This is a genomic window from Streptomyces sp. NPDC001493 (assembly GCF_053597235.1).
The window spans coordinates 55,731-80,385 of record NZ_JBSFHV010000032.1 but is presented as its reverse complement, the minus strand read 5'-3'; the positions used below and the strand labels follow the sequence as shown (position 1 = coordinate 80,385).

Annotated in this window: 19 protein-coding genes and 1 pseudogene; 7 read left to right on the top strand and 13 right to left on the bottom strand. The window is 73.3% G+C overall.

Annotated features, from left to right (window positions below; all coding sequences use genetic code 11):
• Positions 1-207 precede the first annotated feature (207 nt).
• The 3 genes from ACWCWD_RS32535 to ACWCWD_RS32525 all read right to left on the bottom strand — a co-directional run bounded on the left by ACWCWD_RS32535 (position 208) and on the right by ACWCWD_RS32525 (position 4,289).
• Complete coding sequence (locus tag ACWCWD_RS32535) at positions 208-1,860, bottom strand: ABC-F family ATP-binding cassette domain-containing protein (RefSeq protein WP_450778479.1); 1,653 nt, start codon at positions 1,858-1,860, stop codon at positions 208-210.
• Positions 1,861-1,998: 138 nt separating this feature from the next.
• The gene (locus ACWCWD_RS32530; RefSeq protein WP_450778477.1) at positions 1,999-3,636 is read right to left on the bottom strand and encodes an ABC-F family ATP-binding cassette domain-containing protein; all 1,638 of its coding nucleotides are present in this window, start codon (positions 3,634-3,636) and stop codon (positions 1,999-2,001) included.
• 299 nt (positions 3,637-3,935) lie between these two features.
• Entirely contained in the window at positions 3,936-4,289 is a 354-nt protein-coding gene (locus tag ACWCWD_RS32525) for an HGxxPAAW family protein (protein WP_450778475.1), read from the bottom strand.
• 92 nt (positions 4,290-4,381) lie between these two features.
• Between ACWCWD_RS32525 and ACWCWD_RS32520 the strand changes: the two genes are divergently transcribed.
• Entirely contained in the window at positions 4,382-4,852 is a 471-nt protein-coding gene (locus ACWCWD_RS32520) for a MarR family transcriptional regulator (protein ID WP_450778473.1), read from the top strand.
• Between the two features lie 422 nt (positions 4,853-5,274).
• On the opposite strand, the gene ACWCWD_RS32515 is transcribed toward ACWCWD_RS32520, so the two are convergent.
• The 3 genes and pseudogenes from ACWCWD_RS32515 to ACWCWD_RS32505 all read right to left on the bottom strand — a co-directional run bounded on the left by ACWCWD_RS32515 (position 5,275) and on the right by ACWCWD_RS32505 (position 7,783).
• Positions 5,275-5,466, bottom strand: coding sequence for a DUF6381 family protein (locus tag ACWCWD_RS32515; RefSeq protein ID WP_450778471.1), 192 nt, complete (start codon positions 5,464-5,466; stop codon positions 5,275-5,277).
• Between the two features lie 105 nt (positions 5,467-5,571).
• On the bottom strand, positions 5,572-6,810 hold the full coding sequence (locus tag ACWCWD_RS32510) for a DUF4032 domain-containing protein (RefSeq protein ID WP_450778469.1): 1,239 nt from the start codon (positions 6,808-6,810) through the stop codon (positions 5,572-5,574).
• Between the two features lie 107 nt (positions 6,811-6,917).
• Positions 6,918-7,783, bottom strand: a pseudogene (locus ACWCWD_RS32505) (EamA family transporter).
• 158 nt (positions 7,784-7,941) lie between these two features.
• Between ACWCWD_RS32505 and ACWCWD_RS32500 the strand changes: the two are divergent.
• Entirely contained in the window at positions 7,942-8,847 is a 906-nt protein-coding gene (locus ACWCWD_RS32500; protein ID WP_450778467.1) for a LysR family transcriptional regulator, read from the top strand.
• 102 nt (positions 8,848-8,949) lie between these two features.
• On the opposite strand, the gene ACWCWD_RS32495 is transcribed toward ACWCWD_RS32500, so the two are convergent.
• From ACWCWD_RS32495 to ACWCWD_RS32480, 4 genes are all read right to left on the bottom strand, one after another.
• Complete coding sequence (locus ACWCWD_RS32495) at positions 8,950-9,405, bottom strand: hypothetical protein (RefSeq protein ID WP_450778465.1); 456 nt, start codon at positions 9,403-9,405, stop codon at positions 8,950-8,952.
• A gap of 210 nt (positions 9,406-9,615) precedes the next feature.
• Positions 9,616-11,055: a gamma-aminobutyraldehyde dehydrogenase gene (locus ACWCWD_RS32490; protein ID WP_450778463.1), complete on the bottom strand. Its 1,440-nt coding sequence runs from the start codon at positions 11,053-11,055 to the stop codon at positions 9,616-9,618.
• Positions 11,056-11,072: 17 nt separating this feature from the next.
• Positions 11,073-11,477, bottom strand: coding sequence for a YybH family protein (locus ACWCWD_RS32485; RefSeq protein ID WP_450778461.1), 405 nt, complete (start codon positions 11,475-11,477; stop codon positions 11,073-11,075).
• Between the two features lie 92 nt (positions 11,478-11,569).
• Entirely contained in the window at positions 11,570-13,105 is a 1,536-nt protein-coding gene (locus ACWCWD_RS32480; protein WP_450778460.1) for a purine-cytosine permease family protein, read from the bottom strand.
• Between the two features lie 108 nt (positions 13,106-13,213).
• On the opposite strand from ACWCWD_RS32480, the gene ACWCWD_RS32475 reads away from it, so the two are divergent.
• From ACWCWD_RS32475 to ACWCWD_RS32460, 4 genes are all read left to right on the top strand, one after another.
• Positions 13,214-14,674, top strand: coding sequence for a PucR family transcriptional regulator (locus ACWCWD_RS32475; RefSeq protein WP_450778458.1), 1,461 nt, complete (start codon positions 13,214-13,216; stop codon positions 14,672-14,674).
• A 183-nt stretch (positions 14,675-14,857) separates the two neighbouring features.
• Entirely contained in the window at positions 14,858-15,850 is a 993-nt protein-coding gene (dhaK, locus tag ACWCWD_RS32470) for a dihydroxyacetone kinase subunit DhaK (RefSeq protein ID WP_450778456.1), read from the top strand.
• 152 nt (positions 15,851-16,002) lie between these two features.
• Positions 16,003-16,620 carry a dihydroxyacetone kinase subunit DhaL gene (gene dhaL / locus ACWCWD_RS32465; RefSeq protein WP_450778454.1) on the top strand — a complete coding sequence of 206 codons (618 nt, stop codon included), beginning with the start codon at positions 16,003-16,005 and terminating at the stop codon, positions 16,618-16,620.
• Positions 16,617-17,027: a PTS sugar transporter subunit IIA domain-containing protein gene (locus ACWCWD_RS32460; protein WP_450778452.1), complete on the top strand. Its 411-nt coding sequence runs from the start codon at positions 16,617-16,619 to the stop codon at positions 17,025-17,027. Before dhaL ends, ACWCWD_RS32460 begins: the two co-directional genes overlap by 4 nt.
• A gap of 48 nt (positions 17,028-17,075) precedes the next feature.
• On the opposite strand, the gene ACWCWD_RS32455 is transcribed toward ACWCWD_RS32460, so the two are convergent.
• Entirely contained in the window at positions 17,076-20,594 is a 3,519-nt protein-coding gene (locus tag ACWCWD_RS32455) for a phosphodiester glycosidase family protein (protein WP_450778450.1), read from the bottom strand.
• 280 nt (positions 20,595-20,874) lie between these two features.
• On the opposite strand from ACWCWD_RS32455, the gene ACWCWD_RS32450 reads away from it, so the two are divergent.
• Positions 20,875-21,357 carry an NUDIX domain-containing protein gene (locus tag ACWCWD_RS32450; RefSeq protein WP_450778448.1) on the top strand — a complete coding sequence of 161 codons (483 nt, stop codon included), beginning with the start codon at positions 20,875-20,877 and terminating at the stop codon, positions 21,355-21,357.
• A 96-nt stretch (positions 21,358-21,453) separates the two neighbouring features.
• On the opposite strand, the gene ACWCWD_RS32445 is transcribed toward ACWCWD_RS32450, so the two are convergent.
• Complete coding sequence (locus ACWCWD_RS32445) at positions 21,454-23,148, bottom strand: ABC-F family ATP-binding cassette domain-containing protein (protein WP_450778446.1); 1,695 nt, start codon at positions 23,146-23,148, stop codon at positions 21,454-21,456.
• A gap of 450 nt (positions 23,149-23,598) precedes the next feature.
• Entirely contained in the window at positions 23,599-24,639 is a 1,041-nt protein-coding gene (locus ACWCWD_RS32440) for an NAD(P)-dependent alcohol dehydrogenase (protein WP_450778444.1), read from the bottom strand.
• Positions 24,640-24,655 lie beyond the last annotated feature (16 nt).

Here is a 24,655-nt window from a genome sequence, read left to right as displayed (position 1 = left end):
GTTCTGGTCGGCGAGTTGCTGCTGCAGTGATTCGGCGGCGTATTGCTCATCGACGGAGAGGATCAGAACCTTGTAGTCGGTAAGCCGCCCTCCGGCCGGGGCGGTGGCCCGGCCGGAGGGCGGACGATCACCACGATTTGTACCCGATGACCACCCTTCCCTCCCGCACTGGCGTCCGGTTTCCGTCGCGGGCGAACGCGACGTTCCTCACGCCCGCTCCCCCGTCGGCGCCCGCAGACACAGTTCCGTACCCGGCCACCGCGACCTCAGCCACCGGTCGTGGCTGGCGACCACGACGGTCCCGGGGCCGGCGCCCAGCGCTTCCTCCAACTCGTCGGCGAGCCGGGGCGAGAGATGGTTGGTCGGCTCGTCGAGCAGCAGCAGGTCCGGTGGGTCCGCGACCAGCAGGGCGAGGGCGAGCCGGCGGCGCTGACCGGCCGACAGCTCACCGACCCTGCTGTCGAGATCCCGCGCGGCGAAGAGTCCCAGGGCTGCGAGCGGGACACGTTCGGACCGTTCCTCGCCGAGCCCGAGGGCGTAGGTCTCGGCGACGGTACGGCCGGGATGCTCGAACACCGTGTCCTGGGCCAGCAGTCCGGTCCGCAGTCCCTCCCGGCGCCGCACCCGGCCGGCCGGGGCCATGAGTCCGCCCGCCAGCACCGCGAGGAGCGTCGACTTGCCCGCGCCGTTCGGTCCGGTGACCAGCAGGCGGTGGCCGGGGTGGAGGTCCAGGCGGTCGAGGGTGAGGCGGCCGGGCACCCGGACGTCCCGGAGGGAGAGCAGCGGGGCGTCGCCCGCGGACGGAGCGACGGGTTCGGCGGGCCGCTGCTCCGGGGTACGGAAGCGCAGCGGCTCCGGCGGTGCGGGGACCCGCTGCCGCTCCAGTTCGACGAGTCGGCGGGCGGCGTTGCGCACTCGCCGGGCGATCTGGTTCTGGACGCGGCCCGCGGAGTGGCCGTACCCCATCTTCTCGTTGTCGCGCGGCCCCCGGTCCGGGGCGACCCGGTGGGCCGTGACCTCCACCGCGTCGCGCAGCTCGGCGAGTTCCTTCTCCTCCTCCTCGAAGCGGCGCTGCCAGCTCTCCCGGGCGGCACGCCGCTGGTCCTGGTACGCGGTGTAGCCCCCGCCGTAGTGGACCGGCCCCCGGACGGCGGGGTCGAGGTCGATCAGGTCCGTGCAGACGGCGTCGAGGAACGCCCGGTCGTGCCCCGCCACCACGACGGCCCCGGGCATCTCGCACAGCCGGCGCTCCAGGAACGCGGCGGCCTCGTCGTCCAAGTGGTTGGTGGGCTCGTCGAGGAGGAGCGCGGTGGGCCGGCGGATCAGCAGCGCCGCCAGGGCGAGCCGCCCCCGCTGACCGCCGGAGAGGGAGCCGAGGGTGCGGTCGTGGGGCAGCGCCCCGATACCGAGGCCGTCGAGGACGAGCCGGGCGCGCCGGTCGGCGTCCCACGCCTCGTGCTCCTCGGCCTGCTCCAGGCAGTGTGCGTACCGGGCGAGGAGGTCGGCGTGGCCGGGGGTGTCCTCCGGTGCGGCGGCGATCTCCCCGGAGAGCAGGTCGAGTCGGGCGAGGTCCGCGCGGGACTCGGCGAGGGCGTCGTCGAGCACCTCGGTGAGGGTCGCTCCGCCCTCGTACGGCATCTCCTGGTGGAGGTGACCGAGGCCGGCGGGGCGGACGACGATGCCGGAGTCGGGCTCGGTCACCCCGGCGAGGACTCTCAGCAGGGTGGATTTTCCGGCGCCGTTCTCCCCGATCAGGCCGATACGGCGGCCGGGGGCGGCGGTGAGGGAGACGCCGTCGAGCACCCGGCGCCGTCCGAGCGTGACGACGAGGTCGTGGGCGAGCAGGGCGGGTCGGCTCATGGGGATCACCTGGGTTCGTTCGGTCGCGGTGCCCGCAGGGCGGGGCCTCGGGCCTCTCGTCCGGGCCCTGCGGGGCACGCGGGACCGGCACGCCCCGGACGAGAGGCCCCCGCGCGCGGGCGGGGGAACGGCGGGCGGTCAGTGCGCGTCGGGCGCGTCCGCCTCCGTCAGCCGTCCGTCGGCCAGGCGCAGCCGACGGTTCACCCCGATCTCCGCGAGGAACCGCTCGTCGTGGCTGACGACCACGAAGGCCCCCTGGTAGGCGTTGAGCGCGCTCTCCAGCTGGCCGACGCTGACCAGGTCGAGGTTGTTGGTGGGTTCGTCCAGCAGCAGGAGCTGCGGCGCCGGTTCGGCGTAGAGGACGCAGGCGAGGGTGGCCCGCAGCCGCTCGCCGCCGGAGAGCGCCCGCACCGGCAGATGCGCGCGCGACCCCCTGAAGAGGAAGCGGGCCAGCAGATTCATCCGCTCCGCCTCCGGCAGCGCGGGTGCGAAGGCCGCGAAGTTCTCGGCGACGGTGCGGGCGGGGTCGAGCAGGTCGAGGCGCTGGGAGAGGTACGCGATGCGGCCGTCGGCCCGCCTCAGGGTCCCGCCCTCCGGCGCCAGTTCGCCCTGGACGATCCGCAACAGGGTGGACTTGCCTGCCCCGTTGGATCCGGTGAGCGCGATCCGCTCGGGGCCGCGGATCTCCAGGTGCACCCCGTCACCGGCGAACAACTCCCGGTCGCCCCGGCGGACCTGGACGTCCTCGCCCAGGAAGACGGTCCGTCCTGCGGGTACGCGGGTCTCGGGGAGTTCCAGGGTGATCCGCTGGTCGTCGCGGAGGGCGCGGCCCGCCTCGTCGAGCCGGGCCCGGGCGTCCCCGACACGGGTGGCGTGCATGCCGTCCGCCTTGGCCGCCGACACCTGGGCGCTGCGCTTCAGTCCGCCCGCCACGATCTTGGGCAGCCCGGCGCTCTTGATGTTCCGGGCGGCGTTGCTGGAGCGGCGCTGGGCGCGCTCGCGGGCTTGCTGCATCTCCCGCTTCTCCCGCTTCACCTCCTGCTCTGCGCTGCGGACGTTCTTCTCGGCGACCTCCTGCTCGGCGCGCACCATCTCTTCGTAGGAGGTGAAGTTCCCTCCGTAGAAGTGGACTTCGCCCCGGTCGAGTTCGGCGATGCGGTCCATCCGGTCGAGCAGCTCGCGGTCGTGGCTGACCAGGAGGAGGCAGCCGTTCCACTCCTCGATCACGGTGTAGAGCTTCTGGCGCGCGTCGAGGTCCAGGTTGTTGCTCGGTTCGTCGAGGAGGAGCACGTCGGGGCGCCGCAGGAGTTGCCCCGCGATCCCGAGTGAGACGATCCGGCCGCCGCTGAGGGTGTCCAGGGGCTGGGTCAGCGTGACGTCTTCGAGGCCGAGACGGTCGAGTTGCGCCCGGGTGCGCTCCTCGATGTCCCAGTCGTCGCCGATCGCGGCGAAGAGTTCCTCGCTCGTGTCGCCGGACTCGATGGCGTCGAGGGCGCGGATCACCGGGGCGACGCCGAGCACCTCGGCCACCGTGAGTCCGACGGTGAGAGGCAGGTCCTGCGGGAGGTGGCCAAGCACTCCGTTCACGGAGACGGAGCCCCGGACCGGCCGGTACTCGCCCGCGATCAGCTTCAGCAGGGTGCTTTTGCCCGCGCCGTTGGGCGCGACGAGTCCGGTGCGGCCGGCGCCGACGGTGAAGGAGAGGTCCTGGAAGACGGGGGTGCCGTCGGGCCAGGCGAAGGTGAGGTTGGAGCAGCTGAGGAACGATGCGGGCATGGAGATGTCCTCGCGATGTGATGCGGGCGCGCGTCGACAGCGGGCCGCCCGGCGGCGAACAGGGGTGGGGGTACGACAACGGGAGCCATCACAGCGGCGCGGATGCGCGCCTGCCGGTGGCCGATCACCTTCGGGTTTCACCCGGAGATGTCGTCGTCACCCTTCACAACTGCTCTCCTTCATCGGTGATCACATCGCTGATCACGTGTCGTCCACGATAACAGCCGGGTCCGGTCCGGTGCCGGGAATTATCGGCGGGACGGAAGGGGCACCCCGGCGCCCACGCGCCCCGGCCCGTCTCAGCAGGTCAGAGCGTCGGCCAGCGGCGAGGAGGCTTCCCCGGTCCGGGACGCCCCGCGCCTGGCCATCCGGCATCCGAGGCAGCCCGGGTGCCCCGCCCGGGCCCGGGTGTCGCGCACCCGCCAACTCCACTCCTCCGGGGGCCGGGGGCCGCCGGGCTTGCCCCAGCCCGCCAGATGCAGCAGCCAGGTGACGACGCCCGCCGCCGCGGTCACCGCCCCGGCCAGCAGCACGCCGAGCGGGGAAGCCGCACAGACGGCGGCTCCGGCGCCCGTGACGCCGACGATCGCAAGGGCCGTACCGGCCCATCCCGCCAGGGTGTGGCCGAGGTCGACGTCACCGTGTGCGCTCAACACTCTCTCCGTCCAGGAAAATGACAGCGGCAGGCTCCGAAGAGATATTTCATCTCACGAGCTAAGTAACTTAGATGCTAAGGAGAATGCTCGTGGAGGGCAAGCCCCGCCCCGATGCCTCGGCCGAGCAGGCACTTCAGCGCATGGACCAGTTCGTCGCGCTGAGTCTCGTGGGCCAGAGCGACGTCGCCCAGTCGCTGGGGCTCAACGTCACGGATCTGACCTGCCTCGGGCACATCCTCGGGGCGGGCCCCGACGCGCTGACCGCGGGAGACCTCGCCGAGCGTGCCGACCTCACGACCGGCGCCATCACCGGCGTGCTCAACCGTCTGGAGCGCGCCGGCTTCGCCCGCCGACAGCCCGACCCCGGCGACCGCCGACGGGTCCGGATCGTCGCCGACGAGTCCGCGGCAAGCCGGGTGGTCGCGGTGTACGAACCCTTCTACCGGCGGCTGACGGCCCTCTTCGCCGACTACTCGCCCGATGAGACCGCGGTGCTGGCAGACTGGTTCACCCGCGCTTCCGACGAAATGCGTGCCCACCTCGCCGAATTGCGGGGCTGAGGGTCTCCCGGACCCAACGGACCGCAGACGGTCTCCGCCTCCGAACCGATGATCATCAGCAAGTACGGGGCGAGATGAGCCCGATCATCGCGTACGAGTCGTACTGGGCGAGCAGGTCGACACTGCGCAGCACCCAGCCCCGGTCCGCCCGGCCCAGATCCGCCGGACACCATCTACGCGCGAGGGCCGCAGAGCCGCGTGACTGGCGGTGCCGCGTCCGGCGGTCAGGGTGACGAGTGCAGCCGAAGGACGGGGTGCACCGCCCGGGAGTCCCCGCCGGAGGGCCGCGACTGCCGCTTCGCCCCGCGTACCCAGGAGTTCGAGCCCTGACGGCCGGTTCGAGGAAGATCAGCCGCACACCGGAAGCGGTGCCGGCCCCGTGGTGGGGCGGCACCGCTTCGACGGCGGGCCCGGCACTCGTACTACAGCTGCGGGTAGATGTCCCCGCTGCTCATTCCGGACTGCTGCTCGCTGCGGTCGCGCATCTTGCGGGCCTTCTCCGCGAGGCGCTGCCGCTCCTCGGGGTCCTTCGCCTTTTCGGCGGCCTCGCTCAGCTGCTGGGCCTTGTCCCGCATCTGGCGGGCCAGCTTGGCGGGTTCGTCCGCTCCGCTCATCACCACTCCTCGTCCGCTGGACATCCGACGCTCCCAGCGAAGCAGCAGGACGGGGCGGACGCATCTCGGCGGGCCGGGGCGGACCGGCTCCTGCCCTGCGGGCGGCTATTCCCCGGCGGTCTCCGCGGCTGCGGGCGTTTCGGCCGGGGGAAGCCTGGTGGCGGTGTAGTCCGCGACGGCTGCCTCCAGGCCGATGTCGTGCTGGGCGCGCTCGGAGAGGAACCACCGGTGCTCCAACAGCTCGTGGTAGAGCTCGGCCGGGTCCATGGAGCCCCGCAGGTCGAGCGGGACGGCACGGACCGTGGGCCTGAACTGGTCGCGGACCCAGCGGTGCGCGAGAACCTCGGTACGCGCCCCGAGCGGGTCGCCGGGGGCGTAGTCGTCCTGGGTGGCCATCCAGCTCTCCAGGTCGTTGAGGAGCCGCCGCGCCTGGTTCTCCTCGGTGTCGAGACCGGTCAGCCGCAGCAGCTGGCGCTGGTGGTGGCCGGCGTCGACGACCTTGGGCACGAAGGTGACGGTGTCGCCGTCCGGCGAGTTGACGATCTGCATCTCGGCCACGTCGAAGCCCATGTCGTTGAGCCGGCGCACCCGTCGCTCGATGTAGTGGTACTTGCCCGCCGGGTAGACGGAGGTACGGGTCAGCTCCTGCCACAACGCGGTGTACCGGCGGGAGATCTCGGCGCCGAACGCGATCGGGTCCACCGAGGGATGGAGCGCTCCGGCGGCCTCCAGGTCGAGCATCTCACCGCTGATGTTGACGCGGGCGAGGTCGATGTCGTACTCCCGCTGACCGTTACTCAGCCGTTCGTGGGTCTCCCCGGTCTCGGCGTCCACGAGGTAGGCCGCGTAGGCGCCCGCGTCGCGCCGGAAGAGGGTGTTCGAGAGCGAGCAGTCGCCCCACGCGAATCCGACGAGGTGCAGCCGGACGAGCAGGACCGCGAGGGCGTCCATCAGCCGGTGCACGGTGGACGGGCGCATCGTGGTCTCGAACATCGAGCGGTAGGGCAGCGAGCCGTTGAGGTGCCGGGTGATGAGTACGGGCTCCAGCGGCTCCCCGTCCGCCCCGGCCCGTCCGGTGACCACGGCGAGCGGGTCGACCGCGGGTATCCCGAGCCGGTCGAGGGTGCGCAGTTGGTCGTACTCGCGGACGGCCGGGCGCTCGGCGAGTTCCTTGACGGCGATCACGTCGGCTCCGGCGCGGGCGTAGCGCACCACGTGCCGGGAGATGCCGCGCGGCAGCGGTACGAGGTACTTCTCCGGCCACTCCTCCAGCGGCAGGTGCCACGGCAGCTCCAGGAGGAGTGCGGGGTGTTCCGGGTTGGTGGCGCTGATCTGCAAAGCCATGGCTCGCCTCGCTCGTACGGGTGCGGGGCACCAGTGTGCGGGACGTGGTCGTAGGAGGAGGGCGGCGGGGTGGTGGAGGGGCCGGCGGCACCCCTCCTGAAGGTGCGTCAGGCGTCCCGGGTCCGCTGCTCCGGTGACGTGCGTGCCGCTCCGACGGCGACGGTGTTGGCGCCGACGATGACGAAGACCGCCGTCCACGCGGCCGCGTCAAGGTGCTGGTGGAGCACGACGAGACCGATCAGGGCGGCGAAGACCGGGTTGGCGCTCATGACCGTGCCGAAGAAGTGCGCCGGGACGCGTCGCAGCGCGAGCAGGTCGGCGAGGAAGGGCACCGCCGAGGAGAGCAGCCCCGCCGCCAGCGCGCAGGCGAGGGTGGCGGGAGTGGGGGGATGCCGCCAGAGCGTCAGTGCGCCGACGGGGAGGTAGAGCGTGCCGGAGACGACCGCCGCGGTGGCCGATCCCTCAAGTCCGGGCAGACGCCGGCCCACGGTGCGGTTGAGCAGGATGTAGCTTCCCCAGCACACCGCGGCCACCAGTGCCAGGCCGATACCGGGGTAGTCGGTGGACGGGGAGGGGCGGGCGAGCACGACGACGGCGGCGGCGGCCGCCGTCGCGCACAGGGCGTCGAGGCGGCGGCGGCCGCCGTCGCGCACAGGGCGTCGAGGCGGCGACGGGAGCCGGCCAGCGCCACGGCCAGAGGTCCGCAGAACTCCAGGGTGACGGCCAGCCCGAGTCCGATGCGTTCGATGGCCGCGTACAGGGACAGGTTCATCACGGCGAACACCAGCGCCAGTGCCAGCACCGGTCGCCACTGTGCCGCGGTGAACGAGCGCGGGCGCGGCCTGCCGACCGCCCACAGGACTCCGGCGGCCACCCACTGGCGGATCGCGACCACTCCCGCCGGGCCGATGGCGGGGAACGCCAGCGCCGCCACCGAGGCTCCGATCTGGTTGGACAGACCACTGCCCAGCATCAGCGCCACCCCGGCCCGGCGGCTTCCGGTCCGGTCCGGTGCCCCACCGCCGTCGGTCAGGGCGCGCACGGTGTCCGTCGAGGTTTCCATGGCCCGACCGTGCGCTCCCTCCACGGATACGCAAAATGCATGCGCCGCACTGTCGATACGCTGAGCGTATGGATGTGCACGGGGGAAGCACCGCCGGACCGGAGCTCAAGCACCTGCGCTGTCTGGTGGCCATCGTCGACTCGGGCAGTTTCACGGACGCGGCCCTGGAGCTGGGCGTCTCACAGGCGGCCGTCTCCCGCACGCTTCTCGCCCTGGAGAGAACCCTCGGCGTCCGGTTGCTGCACCGCACCAGCCGCACGGTGGAGCCCACCGCGGCCGGCGTGCGGGTCCTTGCCCGGGCCCGCCTGCTGCTGGCCGCCGCCGCCGAGCTCGTGGCCGACGCCACGGCCGGCCACAGCCGTCTGCACATCGGCCACGCCTGGTCGGCCTTCGGCCGCCACACCACCGAGTTCCAGCGCCGCTGGAGTCAGGAGCACCCCGGGACCGAGCTCAGGCTCGTTCGCCACAACTCCCCCACCGGAGGGCTCGCGGAAGGGCTGTGCGACCTCGCGGTGGTCCGCAGCGCCCTCGATCTCGATCGCTGGTCGCACGCCCTCGTCGGTTTCGAGCACCGCCAGGTGGCTCTCGCCTCCGACGACCCCTGGGCCCACCGTCGCAGCGTCGGTCTGGAGGAAGTCGCCACCCGTACCCTCGCCCTCGACCGCCGTACCGGCACCACGACCCTGAACCTGTGGCCCGAGGACCGACGGCCCGCCGTGGAGCACACCCACGACATCGACGACTGGCTCGCCTCCATCGCCTCCGGCCGCTGCGTCGGCGTCACCCCCCGGGCCACCGCCGCCCAGTACCGCCGCGACGGCATCGTCTACCGGCCTCTGCGTGACGCCGCACCCGTCCCTGTCCACCTCGTGTGGCGGCGGCACGATCCCCACCCGGCCACCCGCGCCGCGGTCGCCCTCGCCATCGGCCTCTACGGCGAGGACCGGCGGACTCCTGCGGACCGGCGGCGCTGACCGACCGCCGCCACACCCTTCGCCGCCGGGCCGCGGGCAGGGCCCGGCCCGCTCCGGACCCGGGCGGCCCGCGTCCGGCCGACGGCAGGTCTCCGGCCCGGGTCACCACCGCGCGGTGCCCGGGCGCGCGGTGTGGTCGGGCAGGCCCCGGGTCCGGCGCGCCTCCTTGAGTTCCGCCTCGTACAAGTGGGCTCGCCCGGCGACCAGTTCGTCGACCAGGCGTCGTTCGACGTCGGCGAAGGGCCGGTAGTACGTGCGGTCGTACGCCTCGACGATCTGGAACGTCCAGTGGCCCGGGATGACGTTACGGCCCACGATCTCCCGCTCCACCAGGTCCGCCGCACCGTCGTGGCCGGCCTCGCGAAGGAGCCGTACGGCTTCGTCGAGCTGGAAGTCGGCGCCCCCGGTGAGCTGGTGGAAGGTATAGAGGGAACCGCGGGCGCGCTCGGTGGTCTCCAGCGCCTCCGACAGGGCGCCCAGGGCGCGGACGGTCGCGTCGCCCACCCCGTCGGGGCGGGTGTGGGCGGTGTCCGGGCGGTCGGCGTGTTCTTCGCTCATGCCCCGGTACCTGCCCGTCCCCCGGCCCCGGACGGGGTCCGGGCCGCCCCGGCCACCCGACCGGGCGTGCGCGGTGCGCGCGACGGGCCGCGTACGGCCCACGCCCCGCACCGGGGACCGGGGCGGGGCGTGGGCCGTACGGGACGTCGGCCGTACGTATATGCCGTGCGTGGGCCGCGCGGGCTGTCGCGCGACCGGGTGGGGCAAGGATCAGAGGGCGGTCATGACGTGCTTGATCCGGGTGTAGTCCTCGAAGCCGTACGCGGAGAGGTCCTTGCCGTAGCCGGACTTCTTGAACCCGCCGTGCGGCATCTCGGCGACCAGTGCCATGTGGCTGTTGATCCAGACGCAGCCGAAGTCGAGGTTCTTCGACATCCGCATCGCGCGGGCGTGGTCCCTGGTCCACACCGAGGAGGCGAGCGCGTACTCGACTCCGTTGGCGAACTCCAGGGCCTGGGCCTCGTCGGTGAAGGACTGGACCGTCATGACGGGGCCGAAGACCTCGTTCTGGATGATCTCGTCGTCCTGGCGCAGGCCGGAGACGACGGTCGGCGCCCAGAAGTAGCCCTTGTCGCCGACCCGGTGGCCGCCCGCCTCGACGGTGGCGTGCGCCGGGAGACGGTCGATGAACCCGCTGACCTGGGCCAGCTGGTTGGCGTTGTTGAGGGGGCCGTAGAGCACGTCCTCGTCGTCCGGCAGGCCGGTCCTGGTGCCCTTGGCCGCCGCGGCGAGCGCCGACACGAAGGCGTCGTGCACCGACTCGTGGACGAGCACGCGGGTCGCGGCCGTGCAGTCCTGGCCGGCGTTGAAGAAGCCGCCGACGATCAGGTCCTCCACGGCCTTCTCCAGGTCCGCGTCCTCGAAGACGACCGCGGGGGCCTTGCCGCCGAGCTCCAGGTGGACGCGCTTGACGTCCTTGGCCGCCGAGGCGGCGACCTGCATGCCGGCCCGTACGGAACCGGTGATCGAGGCCATCGCGGGGGTCGGGTGCTCCACCATCATGCGGCCGGTCTCGCGGTCGCCGCAGACGACGTTGAAGACGCCGGGCGGCAGGTCCATCTCCGCCAGCACGCCGCCGATGATCTCGGCGATGAGCGCGGTCGACGCCGGGGTGGTGTCGGAGGGCTTGATCACGACGGCGTTGCCCGCCGCGAGGGCCGGGGCGAACTTCCAGACCGCCATCAGCAGCGGGTAGTTCCAGGGGGCGACCTGGGCGCAGACGCCGACCGGCTCGCGCCGGATGATGGAGGTCATGCCCTCCATGTACTCGCCGGCCGAGCGGCCCTCCAGCATCCGGGCGGCGCCCGCGAAGAACCGGATCTGGTCGATGGCGGGGGCGAGTTCCTCGCTCAGGGTGAGGTGGAGCGGCTTGCCGGTGTCGCGGCTCTCGGTGGCGACGAGCTCGTCCGCCCGCGCCTCCATCGCGTCGGCGATCCTGAGCAGGGCGCGCTGGCGCACGGCGGGGGTGGTGTCGCGCCACACCGGGAACGCCGCCGCCGCGGCGGCCATGGCGGCGTCGACGTCGGCCTGGCCGGAGAGCGGCGAGGTGGCGTAGACGTCACCGGTGGTGGGGTCCACCACGTCGAGGGTGCGACCGTCCGCGGCGTCCACGGATACGCCGTCGATGTAGTTGCGGAACGTGGTGCTCATGGAACGGGTTCTCCTGGTCAGACGGTGGTACGGGCGGACAGGTGCTCGTGGACGGCGGGCCAGCCGCCGTCCGCCGCGCGGGCGAAGACGATCGTCTCGCGCTCCAGCAGCGTCTCCTCGCCCGAGGAGGTGGCGATACGGGTCTCCACGTCGTGGCTGAAGACCGCGGTGTCCCCGAGGTACTGGATCAGCTGGTCCGTGGAGGTGCAGGCCAGGACGCGGAAGTCGTCCTCCTCCACCCAGCGCTGCCACAGGGCACGGTACTCGGCGGTGGAGGCCAGCCGCTGGGGGGTGGTGTGGAAGACGAAGGTCGCGTCCGGGGCGAAGGCGCCGAAGTAGTCGTCGAGGCGGCCTTCCGCGAAGGCCGCGACGAGTGCGTCGGCGGCGGCCCGCACGTCCTCGTGTCCGGGGGTGTCGCTCATTGATCGGCTCCTTGCCGTGGGGGGAGGCCTGGGTGGTGTCCGGGTGGGGTGTGACGCGTGGGGTGCGCGCCCGTACGGTCGATCCGCGGCGGTCAGCCCACGGCGGTCGCGGCCGCCACCGGCTCCCCGGGGCCGCCGGTGATGGGCGGGACCTCCGTGTCGGCGGCGCGGACGAAGCGGGGGCCGGCGGGGCCGTAGACCGCGCGGGGCTCGGGGAAGAGGGTGAGCAGCGCGAGGTAGATCACCGCGGCGAGGACGAGGCCGACCGGCAGGGAGATGTCCGCGCCGGAGGCGAGGTCGCCCAGGGGGCCGACGAACTGGCCGGGCAGGTTGGTGAAGAGGAGGGCGACGACGGCGGAGACCAGCCAGGACGCCATGCCGCGCCAGTTCCAGCCGTGGGCGAACCAGTACCGGCCGCCGCGCCGGCGGCGGTTGAAGACCTGGAGCGCCTCGGGGTCGTACCAGCCGCGCCGGGTGACGTAGCCCAGCGCCATGACGACCATCCACGGGGCGGTGCAGGTGATGATCAGCGTGGCGAAGGTGGAGATGGACTGGGCGAGGTTCAGCGCGAAGCGGCCGACGAAGATGAAGGCGATGGAGAGCACGCCGATGAAGAAGGTGGCCTGGACGCGGCTGAAGCGCGGGAAGACGCTGGAGAAGTCGAGGCCGGTGCCGTAGAGCGAGGTGGTGCCGGTGGAGAGACCGCCGATGAGGGCGATCAGGCAGAGCGGCAGGAAGTACCAGCCCGGCGAGACGGCGAGCAGTCCGCCGACGTAGTTCGGGGCGGCCGGGTCGACGTACTTGGCGGCCTTGGCGGCGATGATCGACGCGGTGGCCAGGCCGAAGAGGAACGGCAGCAGGGTGGCGATCTGCGCGAGGAACGCGGCGCCCATCACCCGGCGGCGGGGCGCTCCGGCCGGGATGTAGCGGGACCAGTCGCCGAGGAAGGCGCCGAACGAGACCGGGTTGGAGAGCACGATCAGCGCCGCCCCGATGAACGACGGCCAGAACAGCGGATCGGCGGTCGAGGCGAAGGAGCCCGCGTAACCGGGGTCGAAGTCGCCCCAGAAGGCGAAGGCGCCGAGCACGAAGAGCGCGGAGGCGGCCATCACCGCGATCTTGTTGACCAGCAGCATGAAGCGGAAGCCGTAGACGCAGACGGCCAGGACGAGTACGGCGAAGATCGCGTAGGCGATGCCGTACGAGACGTCGGACTCGGGGACGTGGACGAGCCGGTGCGCTCCGCCGACGAGGGCGTCGCCGGAGGACCAGACCGAGATCGAGAAGAAGGCGACGGCGGTCAGCAGCGAGAGGAAGGAGCCGACGACGCGTCCGTGCACGCCCAGGTGGGCGGAGGAGGAGACGGCGTTGTTGGTTCCGTTCGCCGGGCCGAAGAGGGCCATGGGTGCCAGCAGCAGCGCCCCGGCGACCAGGCCGAGGACGGTGGCGGCGAGGCCCTGCCAGAAGGAGAGGCCGAAAAGGATGGGGAAGGCGCCGAGGACGCACGTCGCGAACGTGTTGGCACCGCCGAAGGCGAGACGGAACAGATCGATCGGGCGGGCCGTGCGGTCCCCGTCCGGGATCCGCTCGACCCCATAGGTCTCGATTTCGGTGATCGAGCTGGTCACGGGCGTGTCACCTTCCGTTCGTGTCGTGCAGCAGTGACGAGCCCACAGTCTGGCCCCCCGTGTGACCGGCGACAATTGTGTCAGCCACAGAGCGATAGGCTCTTTTCTGTGGCAAGCGACAAACTCACCGTGGAAGATCTCCTCTCATTCCCCGCACTCCAGCTTTCCGTGAAGGCGGGCGGCGCGGGGCTGGGCCGGTCCGTCTCCTGGGCGCACGCCAGCGAACTGGACGATCCGACGCCCTGGCTGCTGGGGTCCGAGCTGATCATGACGGCGGGGCTCGCGGTCCCGGCCACGGCCGCCGCACAGCGCGCGTACCTCGAACGTCTGGACGACGCCGGGGTCTCCGGGCTGGCGCTCTCCGCTCAGCTGCACATGCCCGTCCTGCACGACGACTTCTTCCGGGCGGCCGAGGAACGGGGCTTCCCGGTACTGGAGGTACCGCTCTCGGTTCCCTTCATCGCGGTCGCGCAGGAGGTGGCGGCGGCGGTGCAGGAGGACGCCCGGCACCGCCTCGGTGCCCAGCTCCAGGTCTTCGGCTCGTTGCGCTGGCTGGTCGCGGAGGACCTCGACACCCCCACCCTGCTCCGTCGGCTCGAACGTCTCTCCGGTTACGACGTCTACCTCTGCACGCCCCAGGGCCGCCCCTTGCTGCCGGGCGTCCCGGTGCCGGACCCGTCGGTGCTGCCCGACTCCGTGGACGCGCCGCCGACCGTGCCGGGCGGCTTCGTACTGCCCGTCCCCGCGCCCGGCGGCCCGGCCGGATTCCTCGTCGCGTACGAGCGTGAGGGCGCCCGGCCCGCCGGTCTCGCGGTGGCCCAGCACATCGCCACGGTGGCCGCACTGCGCCTGGCGATGGTGCGCAACGAACGCGAGACGCTCCGCCGGGAGGGCGCGGAGACCCTCGCCGAGCTGCTCCAGGAGGTGCTCGATCCGGAGGCCGCGCGCCGACGGCTCGCCCGGCACGCGATCGAGGGCGACACGGTCCTGATGGTGGTGCGCCACACCACCGACGAGGCCCTGCTGCACGTCCTGGAGGACCGGCCGCACCTCCTGCTCACCCGGGGCGAGGACCGTTACGTGCTCGGCGCACCGGAACTCGCCGACGCGGTGGGCACCCTGCCCATGGCGGCGACCGGGATGAGCCGGCCCTTCCGGCCGGGTGCGGCGCTGAAGGTGGCGCAGCGGGAGGCGGTCTGGGCCGCGTCGAAGGCGGCCGAGTCGGGCCGGCCCGTGGTCCGCTACGGCGACGACCTGACGGGCCGTTGGCTGCCGGACGACCCGGCGGTGCTGTCCGCGCTGGTGGAGAACGTGCTCGGCGAGGTGCTCCGGTACGACGCCGCCCACGACTCCCAGCTCCTCGTCTCGGTCCGTACGTGGATGGAGCGGGACCGGCGGACCGAGGCCGCGGCGGCGGCGCTGCACATCCACCCGAACACCCTGGCGTACCGGCTGCGCCGCTTCGGCACGCTGGCGGAACGCGACCTCGCGTCCACCGGCGCGCTGTCGGAGGTCTGGCTGGCGATCCAGGCCGCGGGCACGCTGGGACTCGCCGACCGGGTGGTGTGATCCCTTACGCCCCGAGTGGTGTCCGGCCTTGATCCGCCGGACACCACTCGGCGGGCCTCACGGCCGGGTCGCGCGCGCCGGGCACGGACCGGGCGGATCACCGGACACGGGGCGGGCGGACGCCGGACAATCCGGGGAGCACCCTCCACGTGTCCACCTCGCCCTCGCCGTCAGGAGTCGCCCGTGCGCATGCTCATCAACGTCCCCGAGACCGTGGTCGCCGACGCTCTGCGCGGCATCGCCGCCGCCCATCCCGAGCTGGCCGTCGACGTCCCCGGCCGGCTGATCGTGCGGCGGGACGCCCCCGTCGAGGGCAAGGTGGGGCTGGTCTCCGGCGGCGGATCGGGGCACGAACCGCTGCACGCGGGCTTCGTCGGCCCGGGGATGCTGTCGGCCGCGTGCGCGGGGGAGGTCTTCACCTCGCCGGTGCCCGACCAGATGGTGCGGGCGGCGGCGGCCGTGGACAGTGGCGCGGGGGTCCTCTTCGTCGTCAAGAACTACACCGGGGACGTGCTGAACTTCGAGATGGCGGCCGAGCTCGCCGAGGAGGAGGGCGTACGGGTCGAACAGGTACTGGTGGACGACGACGTGGCGGTCGCCGACAGCACCTTCACCGCGGGGCGGCGGGGCACCGGAGCGGCTCTCTTCGTCGAGAAGATCGCCGGAGCGCTGGCCGAGGAGGGGGCGCCGCTGGAGCGGGTGGCGGAGGTGGCCCGCCGGGTCGACGCCAACTGCCGGAGCTTCGGTGTCGCGCTGAGTGCCGTCACCACTCCGGCGAAGGGCTCCCCCACCTTCGATCTGCCTCCTGGCGAGCTGGAGTTGGGCATCGGCATCCATGGGGAGCCGGGCCGCGAGCGGCGGCCGATGATGACGTCCGGGGAGATCGCCGACTTCGCGGTGCACGCGGTGCTGGAGGACCTGCGTCCCAACGGCCCGGTGCTCGCACTGGTCAACGGCATGGGCGCGACGCCGCTGTTGGAGCTGTACGGCTTCAACGCGGAGGTCCACCGGGTACTTTCCGAACGTCGGGTGCCGGTGGCCCGTACGCTCGTGGGGAATTACGTGACCTCGCTGGACATGGCGGGCTGTTCGGTGACGCTCTGCCGCGTCGACGAGGAGATGCTGCGGCTCTGGGACGCACCGGTACGGACGGCCGCGCTCCGCTGGGGCCGTTGAAGCGTGTTGCGAAAGTCCCGCCTGCCCCGCGACGCCCGGCAGACGGCACTTTGACGACACGCCCTGGGCGCGGGGGCGACCGTACGCCTCCGTGCCGCCGCCGACCGCACCGACCGGCGCCCCGGGCGCCCGCACGCAGATCAGGAGACCCTGTGCTCGACGCCGCATTCTTCCGCCGCTGGATGACCGCGACCGCGTCCGCCGTCGACCGCGAGGCCGACCGGCTCACGGAACTCGACTCGGCGATCGGGGACGCCGACCACGGCAGCAATCTCCGGCGCGGCTTCGCGGCGGTGACCGCAGCCCTGGACGAAGCGGGACCGGCGACCCCCGGGGACGTACTGGCCCTGGCCGGACGGACGTTGATCTCCACGGTGGGAGGGGCCTCCGGACCGCTCTACGGCACCCTGCTGCGGCGTACCGCCAAGTCGCTCGGCACGGAACCCGAGGTGACGGATGGTCAGCTGCGAGGTGCGCTGGCGGACGGCGTCGACGCGGTCGGCCGGCTCGGTGGGGCGCGGCCCGGTGACCAGACGATGATCGATGCCCTGGTGCCCGCCGTCGCGGCGCTGGAGGAGTCGTTCGCGGCGGCGGCCGAGGCGGCGCGTGCGGGGGCCGAGGGGACGGTACCGATGCGGGCCCGCAAGGGCAGGGCGAGCTACCTGGGCGACCGGAGCATCGGCCATCAGGACCCCGGTGCCGCCTCGTCGGCACTGCTGATGGCCGCGCTGGCCGAGGCGGCGGGGGCGACGGACGGTGGCAGGCGGTGAGCGGCGGACGGCAGGTCGGCATCGTGCTGGTCTCGCACAGCGGGCCGGTGGCGGAGTCCGTGGCGGCCCTGGCGCTGGGTCTCGCCGCGGGCGGCGCCGCCGCACCCGTCGCCGCGGCCGGGGGAACGGCGGACGGCGGGCTGGGCACCAGCTCCGGGCTGATCGCCCGCGCGGCACGGTCGGTGGACTCCGGCGCGGGCGTCGCCGTGCTCGTGGACCTCGGCAGCGCCCTGCTCACGGTCAAGGCGATGCTCGAGGACGACGACGAACTCCCCGCGGGGACCGAGCTGTTGGACGCGCCGTTCGTGGAGGGTGCGGTCGCTGCCGTCGTCACGGCTTCGGCGGGCGGCGACCTGGCGGCGGTACGCCGGGCGGCGGCCGAGGCGTACGAGTACCGCAAGGTGTGAGCCCGCGAGCGGTGGGCCCGGCGGATGCACCGGTCCCACCGCTCACGATCAGGCCGCGGCCCCGGCGGCCCCCTCCGCGGCGATCGTGACGCGGGCGCTCCGGGTGACCCCGTCGACGGTCACCGCGAGGGTGACCGTGCCCGGCCGCAGGGCGGTCAGCGTGCCGGTGGCCGGGTCGAGGAGCGCCACGGGCCGGCCGCGGGCCCCGGCGGTGTTCCCGATCCGGAGGTTCGGGGAGCCCGTCCAGTCGGCGCTCACCGGGAAGGCGACCGGTACCGTGCGCGCGCCCTGGGTGATCCGGGCGGACACCTCGGCCCGGCCGCCCGGTGCGAGCGCGGCGGGGGCGTCGAGGGTGAGGCCGTCGACGTGCGCCCGGGTCTGTACGGAGATCCAGTCGGGTCCGCCCTCCCAGGGCCGCCGCCGGGCCGCCGCCTGTTCGGCGGGGGTGATCCGGTCCGTGCCGACCAGGCTCCAGCCGGTGAACCCGCCCTCATCGGCCGGACCTGAGGGAGTCTTGCCCGAGTTGCCGTTGACGAGGTAGGGCACGCCGTCGACGTGCGAGGCGTCGAACACCCCGACGTGGCCGCCAATGAAGGCGGCCCCCTTGCCGGTCGTACGGCGGAACCCGGCGAGCCACTCCTCGACGAGGGCCGCCTCCTTGCGGTCGCCCAGCTGACTGGCTTTCTGCACGGTGGGGTCGCGCGGCGGTACGTGCTCGATCAGCACCACGGAACCGATGCCCGGGTCGGCGGCCGCCGCGTCCAGCTGTTCGCGGAACTCGCGGATCTGCGCGTAGCCGCCGCCCCGCAGGCTGAGGCTGGAGGTGTCGAGCGTGATGAAGCGGGTGCCGTCGTGGTCGAACGTACGGTGGGCCGGGCCGAACCGGTCGGTGAAGGTGCCGATCGAGCCGCCCATCACCTCGTGGTTGCCCGGCACGTAGTACCAGGGCAGGTCGTCGCCGAGTTCCTCGTCCAGCACCTGGCGGGCGAAGTCGAGGTCGGCGGGCGAGCCCTCGTCCACCAGGTCGCCGTCGATCACCAGGAAGTCCGGGTGCGCTGCCTTGATCTCGCGCAGGGTGCGCCGGGCCTGCGCGACGATCGCGCTGTCGGGGTCGCGGGCGACGAACTGCGCGTCGGACATCACCGCGAACCGGGAGTCCCGGCCCTCCGTGTCGGCCGCCGTGGCGATCAGCGGGTCGGCCACCGGCGCCCGGGCGGGCAGGTCGGCGGCGGGCACGACCTGGGCGACGAGGTCGTCGATGACGATCCCGCCGGTGTACTGGGCGCCGGCGGAGGTCTCGGCCAGGTAGAACCGGTACACCGACAGGGGCGTCGGCGCTCCGGCGGGCACGGCGAAGGTGACCTGTCGCCAGCCGGTCCAGGTGACGTACGGGCCGCGGAGCAGTTGGTCCGTCCCGGCGGCGTCCTTGAGGTGGAGCGTGGGCCAGGCGCCCTTGCCGTCCCCGTTGATCCAGAGGGTGAAGGACTGGGGCCGGCCGGGCACCGCGACGGGCTGCGGCGGGGCGGCGTAGGCGGCGCGGGTCGCGGTGGACCGGGTGAAGTCGTAGCTGAGCTTCAGTCCGGTGCCGGTGTGTCCGTCCTCGGTGGCGGTCAGCGAGCCGCCCGCGCGGGCCTGGCTGAACGTCCAGGCGTCCGCGTCGTCGAAGCCGGAGACCGCCTGGTCGGCGAGGCCGACCGTGACGGCCAGCACGGTGGTGGTGCCGTGGACGGAGGCGGTGATCAGCCCGGCCGTTCCGTCGCCGGCGCGGGCGGTGACGGTGAAGGAGCCCCGCCCGTCGTCGTGGACGTCGAAGAGGGCGTGGTCGTAGTCGAGGGTGACGTCGCGGGGTTCGACGGGGGCGCTGTCGCCGTGGGCGTCGAAGCCGACGACACCGAAGGTTCCGGTGGCGCCCTGCCCGGAGAGGCCGAGGCGCTCGGTGGTGGGGTTCACGCGGGTCAGCTCGTCGAGCACGGTGAGCCGGACCGAGCCCCGGGCCCCGCCGCGCTCGGCGAGGATCTCGGCCGTGCCGCCGCGCCGGGCGGTGAACAGGCCGCGCGCGTCGACGGAGCCGACGCCGGGGGCGGCGGTCCGCCAGTGCGGGGTGCCGGCCGCCGGGCCGTACGTCTCGTCGTACCCGGCGGCGGTGAGGGCGCGGGTGAGGCCGGGGAAGACCCGGTCGGGGTGACCGCCCGCGACGGGGTCGTCCCCCGGGGCGGCGGCCGGGGGCGTACGGGTCTCCACCCAGTAACCGGCGAGGGCGCCGCTGCCGTCCGGCACGGTGAGGGCGAGGCCGTTGGGGACGGTGCGTTCGCTGCCGTCGGAGGGGCTGTTCTCCACCTGGAGGGCGTCGCTGCCCGGTTCGCGTGCCACCAGGGTGGAGGAGCCGCCACCGTCCAGGTTGAGCGCGCTCCAGGCCCCGGCCTCGCGCATCATCCGGCCGAGTTCGGTGAGGGTCACCCCGCCACTGTCGGCCTGCCTGCCGTCCACGGTGATGACGTGCATGGTGCGGCCGTCCCGGGAGAATCCGACCGCGGTGCGGGGCGCGGCGGTGTTGTTGCCCTCGCCGTCGTGGTTCTGCTCCACGCCGTCCACGACGAGCAGCTCGCGCCCGCCGACGGCGGTGCGCGGCAGCGGCCCGTCGTCGGTGCGCGCCCGGTACGTCAGCTCCACCGGGTCGCCCGGCCGCAGCGCCGTCAGGAACTCCGCTCCGGCCTCGCGTCCGACGAGGACGGTGGTGTCCTCGGGGACGGGGCCGCTGCCGGGCGTCGCGGAGACGGAGACCACCCGGCCGCCCCGTACGACGGCCTCGGCGACCGGCCGCGCCGAGGCGTTGACGGTCAGCGCGCGGTCGGCGTCGCCCCAGGCGGAGGTGTAGGCGCCGACGGATCCGGCGGGGACGTCGGCCGCGTTGTAGGCGCCGAGGGGGTGGTCGCCTGAGGGCAGGGTGAGCGTGCCCTCGAAGTACAGGTCCAGGACGCGCCCCGCGGCCCCGGGTCCGATGCCGACCGCGTGGGAGGAGCCGGCGGCCGGTGAGTGGTCGAGGGCCCCGTCCCGGACGCCGGGTCCTACCGGTGCGCCGGTCTCGTTGATGTCGAAAAAGTCGGCGTTGACGGCGGCGACGGTGCGGCGGCCCGCTCCGGCGTCGTGGCCGGCCGCGAGCTCGGAGACCGTACGCCGGTCACTGACCTTCCCGGTGGAGAGGTAGTCGGCGCGGACGTCCTCGCGCAGGTCCACGGTGAGCGCGTCGACGCGCAGCCACGTGGCGGCTTCGAGCCGGTCGTACGAGGTGAGGCCGACGCCGGGCGCGACGGGCCGGGAGGTGCGGGTGGTCTCGATGCCGTGGTCGTCGATGACGGGGTCGACGGCGGCGGAGCGCCCGGTGCCCGCCGGGGCGCTCGCACCGGGCGGGGCCACCGGTCTCAGGACCTCGGCGGCGCTGTGCGGGTGGGGGTCGGGTGTCGTGTCGGCGGCGGCGGGGGCGACGGCCCCCACCACGGCCCCGCATACGGTGGCGAACAGCACGAGCGCCCGCGCGGAGCGGACGGCGGGCCCTGGACGTCGACGCACAAGTCCTCCTGCTGAGAGGCGGGTTGGACGGTTCATCAGCGCTTGTGGCGGACAGCATGCCGGGGGTGTACGAGCGGCGCCAGGGGGCGGGAGTGACGGCGGGGACAACAGAGTACGGCGGAGGCGCGTCGGCCCAGGGTGCACGACGCGGTTCACGAACTGGTGCACGACGCGACGTCGACCCCCGCCGTGCGGGCGGCGCGACCGGGGCGGTCATCGGGCCGCCCCGGTATGCCCGAACCGGTGGCGAGGGTGGCGCGATGTACGGAGAATTGACGACATGTCGATGAGCAAGCGCAGTGCGGGGGTCCTTCTCTACCGGACCGGGACCGGAACGGACGACAACGGGGTCGAGGTGCTGCTCGGGCACATGGGAGGCCCGTTCTGGGCGGGTCAGGAGGACGCCGCGTGGTCGATCCCCAAGGGCGAGTACGAGCCGGGCGAGGCGGCCGAGACGGCGGCCCGCCGGGAGTTCGAGGAGGAGGTGGGCCTGCCGGTTCCGGACGGTTTCTGGGTGCCGCTGGGCCAGTCCCGGCAGGCGAGCGGCAAGACGGTGATCATCTGGGCGGTGGAGGGTGAGGTGGACACCGCGAAGGCGGTGTACGGCACCTTCGCCATGGAGTGGCCGAGGGGTTCCGGGGTGATCCAGGAGTTCCCCGAGATCGACCGGGTCGCCTGGTGCACCCCGGCCCAGGCGGCCTCCCGGCTGGTGACGGGCCAGCGGGTCTTCGTGGAGCGGCTGCTGGCCCACCTGGAGGCGTGAGTCCTTCCGGGGGCGGCCAAGTCCGGCGGACCGTTGCCGGGACGGTCCTTCCGGGCGGGCCGAGTCCGGCGGACCGCCGCCGGGACCTCCGCGGTACTACGCTCCGGCCGTCGCCCGGGAAGCCCCGACGGGACGTCCGTCGCGCAGTTCCAGCACGTCCCCGGTGAACCGGCGGCGGAAAGCCCGGTCGTGGGAGACCACGACGACCGCCCCCTCGTACGCGGCGAGCGCGGCCTCCAGCTCCTCGACGAGATCGAGGGCGACGTGGTTGGTCGGTTCGTCCAGGACGAGTACGTCGGCGGGGCGGGTCACCAGCCGCGCGAGGGCGAGTCTGCGCTGCTGGCCGACGGAGAGGTCGCACACCGCGACACCGAGGTCCTCGGCGCGGAACAGTCCGAGGGCGAGCAGGTCCCCGGCGTACTCCTCGGGCAGGCCCGGCCGGCCGGCCGCGTAGGTGGTGAGGAGCGAACGGCGGGTCAGTCGGGCCGGAAGATCCTGGGGGAGATAGCCGACGCGGCCGCGCCGGGCGACCGTCCCGGAGTCGGGGGCGAGGTCGCCCGCGAGCACCCTGAGCAGGGTGGTCTTGCCCGCGCCGTTCGGGCCGGTGACCAGGAGCCGCTGCCCGGGCAGCACGTCGAGGGCGGGGAGGCGCAGCCGCTCCCCCACCGAGACGGACTCCAGGGCCAGCAGGGGCGCCGGGGCGCCGACGGCGTCGGCGACTCCGGTCGCTCCGGCAACTCCGGTCGCTCCGGTCGCGAGGGAGAGTCCCGCCGTGAAGCGCAGGGGCTCCGGCGGCGGGGGTACGGGGGTGGCGAGCAGGGCGTCCCGGCGCGTCCGCGCGGCCCTGACCCTCCCGGAGAGTTTGGTGTCGTGCGAGCGGCGGTGCTTGCCGAAGCCCTCCGCCGGGTCCTTGCCGGTGGACCGGAGCCGCCGGCCGGCGGCCTCCACCAGCTCTTCGACGCGGGCGAGTTCGGTGCGCCACTCCTCGTGTTCCTGCGCCCACCGGCGCCGCGCCGCGGCCTTCGCCGTCCGGTACCCCTCCCAGCCGTCGCCGTGGCGGGTGACGGTGCGCCGGTCGCGGTCCACCTCCAGGACGACGTGGGTGGTGGCCTCCAGGAACGCGCGGTCGTGGGTGACCACCACGAGAGTGCCCCGGTGGGCGCGCAGATGGTCCTCCAGCCAGCGCACGGCGGACACGTCGAGGTGGTTGGTCGGCTCGTCGAGCAGGAGCGACTCCGGCGCGGCGGCCAGTACGCAGGCGAGGGCCAGCCGGGACTGTTCGCCGCCGGAGAGGGAGGCCAGGGGACGGTCGCGGGGCAGGTGCGCGAGTCCGAGACCGTGCAGCGCCGCGTCGGTACGGGCGTCGGCCTCGTACCCGCCACGGTCCTGATAAGCCGTCAGCAGTTCTCCGTAGGCGTCGAGTTCGTCCGCCCCGGGAGCGGGACCCGACAGCCGGGCCTCGGCTTCGCGCATCCGGTGTTCCAGGTCGCGGAGTTCGGCGAGGGCGGTGTCGACGGCGTCCTGCACGGTGTGGTGCGGGGCGCGGGCGAGGGTCTGCGCGAGGTGGCCGACGCCGTCGGGGAACCGGGTGACGGCCTCTCCGGCGTCCGGGACCTCGGCGCCGGACATGAGCCGGAGCAGGGTCGATTTTCCGGAGCCGTTCTCGCCGATGACGGCGACGTGTTCGCCGGGCCCGACGGTGAGGGAGACGCCGGCCAGGACGGTCCTGTCGCCGTAGGCCAGCGTGACGTCCTGGAGGGTGATCTGAGAGCGGTCGCGCGATGCGGACATGGCTGTCGTTCCTGTGCTTTCACTGAGGAGGGCCCGGTGCGCCGCGTCGAGGACGGGCGTGCGGCGGGCGTGGATTCCGGTCGGCGGGAGGTGCCGGAGGCAGCGCGCACTGCGCGGGGCTGCGGCGGTCCTCGCCGGAACGGATCAGCGGAAGTAGTAGGACGAAACCATGGTGCGAGTGTAGAGGAACGGCCGGACGGGTGTCCCTCGATGGCCACGGGACGACCGTGAGCACGGCCCGGGGGCCCTCCCTCGATGACGCCCATGACGCCGATGACGCCGATGACGTCGAGGCGGACGGGCGCTCCTGCGGACATGCCGACGCGGGCCGTCGCCGTGGTTCGGCGGCCCGCGTCGGGTGGCTCCGTGCTCGTACGACCGGCGTACGGGCCACGAAGAGGCCGGGTCCCGCCCTCCCGGGGGGAGGACGGGCGGGTCCCGGGGTCAGTGTCAGCCGTTGGGCAGGATGACCGCCCGGCCGTTGATCCTGCCGTCGTGCAGACGCTCGTAGGCGAGCGGTGCCTCGTCGATGGAGAACGTCTCGACGTGGACGTCGACGGCGCCGGCGTGCGCCAGCTCGATGACCTCGGCGAGCTCCTTGCGGGAGCCCCAGTACGGCGCGGTGACCGAGGTGGCGAACGGCAGCACCCCGAAGCCGACGGGCAGGAGGCCGCCGCCGATGCCGACGATGGTGACGTCGCTGTCGACGGAGGCGACCGCTCCGGCCGTCTTCACGGTCGCGTCGACGCCGACGAAGTCCAGCACGACCTTGGCGCCGGTACCGCCGGTGAGCTCGCGGACCTTGGCGGCGGCGTTCTCGTCGGACAGCACGGTCTCGTGGGCGCCGACCTTGCGGGCCAGCTCCAGCTTCTCCTCGGTGACGTCGAGGGCGACGACCTTGACGGCGGTCATCGCGCGCAGCAGCTGGATGGCGACGTGGCCGAGGCCGCCGGTACCGATGACGACGGCCGTGGCGCCGGGCGTCAGCTTCGGCAGCGAGCGCTTGATCGCGTGGTACGGCGTGAGGCCGGCGTCGGTCAGGGAGACGGTCTTGACCGGGTCGAGGTCGCCGATCTGGACCAGGTGGCGGGCGTTGTCGACGATCATGTACTCGGCCATGGCGCCCGGGTTGCCGAGTCCGGGCGGCATGATGCCGAGCTCGTCGGCGCGCAGGCAGTAGTTCTCACGGCCCTCGGCGCAGTTCACGCAGGTGCCGCAGCCCCAGGGACCGTACACGGCGACGTTGTCCCCGACGGAGACGCCCTCGGCGCCCTCGCCCAGCTCCACCACGGTGCCGACGCCCTCGTGGCCGAGGGTGAGCGGCAGCGGGTAGGTGAGCTGTTCCGCTGACCAGCTCATGACGGCGATGTCGGAGTGGCAGACACCGGCCGCGGTGACCTTCAGCAGGATCTGGCCCGGTCCGGGCACGGGCTTCGGAATCTCGACGACCTCGGGTGCCGCGCCGACGGTGCGGTACTGAACTGCCTTCATGGTTCTCCCTCTGTTC

Coding starts and splice junctions, on each gene's coding strand:
- ACWCWD_RS32485 (WP_450778461.1), bottom strand. CDS start 11,477: ATGAGCGACACCCCCGGACACGAGGACGTGCGGGCCGCCGCCGACGCA.
- ACWCWD_RS32510 (WP_450778469.1), bottom strand. CDS start 6,810: ATGGCTTTGCAGATCAGCGCCACCAACCCGGAACACCCCGCACTCCTC.
- ACWCWD_RS32490 (WP_450778463.1), bottom strand. CDS start 11,055: ATGAGCACCACGTTCCGCAACTACATCGACGGCGTATCCGTGGACGCC.
- ACWCWD_RS32440 (WP_450778444.1), bottom strand. CDS start 24,639: ATGAAGGCAGTTCAGTACCGCACCGTCGGCGCGGCACCCGAGGTCGTC.
- ACWCWD_RS32535 (WP_450778479.1), bottom strand. CDS start 1,860: ATGAGCCGACCCGCCCTGCTCGCCCACGACCTCGTCGTCACGCTCGGA.
- ACWCWD_RS32530 (WP_450778477.1), bottom strand. CDS start 3,636: ATGCCCGCATCGTTCCTCAGCTGCTCCAACCTCACCTTCGCCTGGCCC.
- ACWCWD_RS32450 (WP_450778448.1), top strand. CDS start 20,875: ATGTCGATGAGCAAGCGCAGTGCGGGGGTCCTTCTCTACCGGACCGGG.
- ACWCWD_RS32495 (WP_450778465.1), bottom strand. CDS start 9,405: ATGAGCGAAGAACACGCCGACCGCCCGGACACCGCCCACACCCGCCCC.
- ACWCWD_RS32445 (WP_450778446.1), bottom strand. CDS start 23,148: ATGTCCGCATCGCGCGACCGCTCTCAGATCACCCTCCAGGACGTCACG.
- ACWCWD_RS32515 (WP_450778471.1), bottom strand. CDS start 5,466: ATGAGCGGAGCGGACGAACCCGCCAAGCTGGCCCGCCAGATGCGGGAC.
- ACWCWD_RS32500 (WP_450778467.1), top strand. CDS start 7,942: ATGGATGTGCACGGGGGAAGCACCGCCGGACCGGAGCTCAAGCACCTG.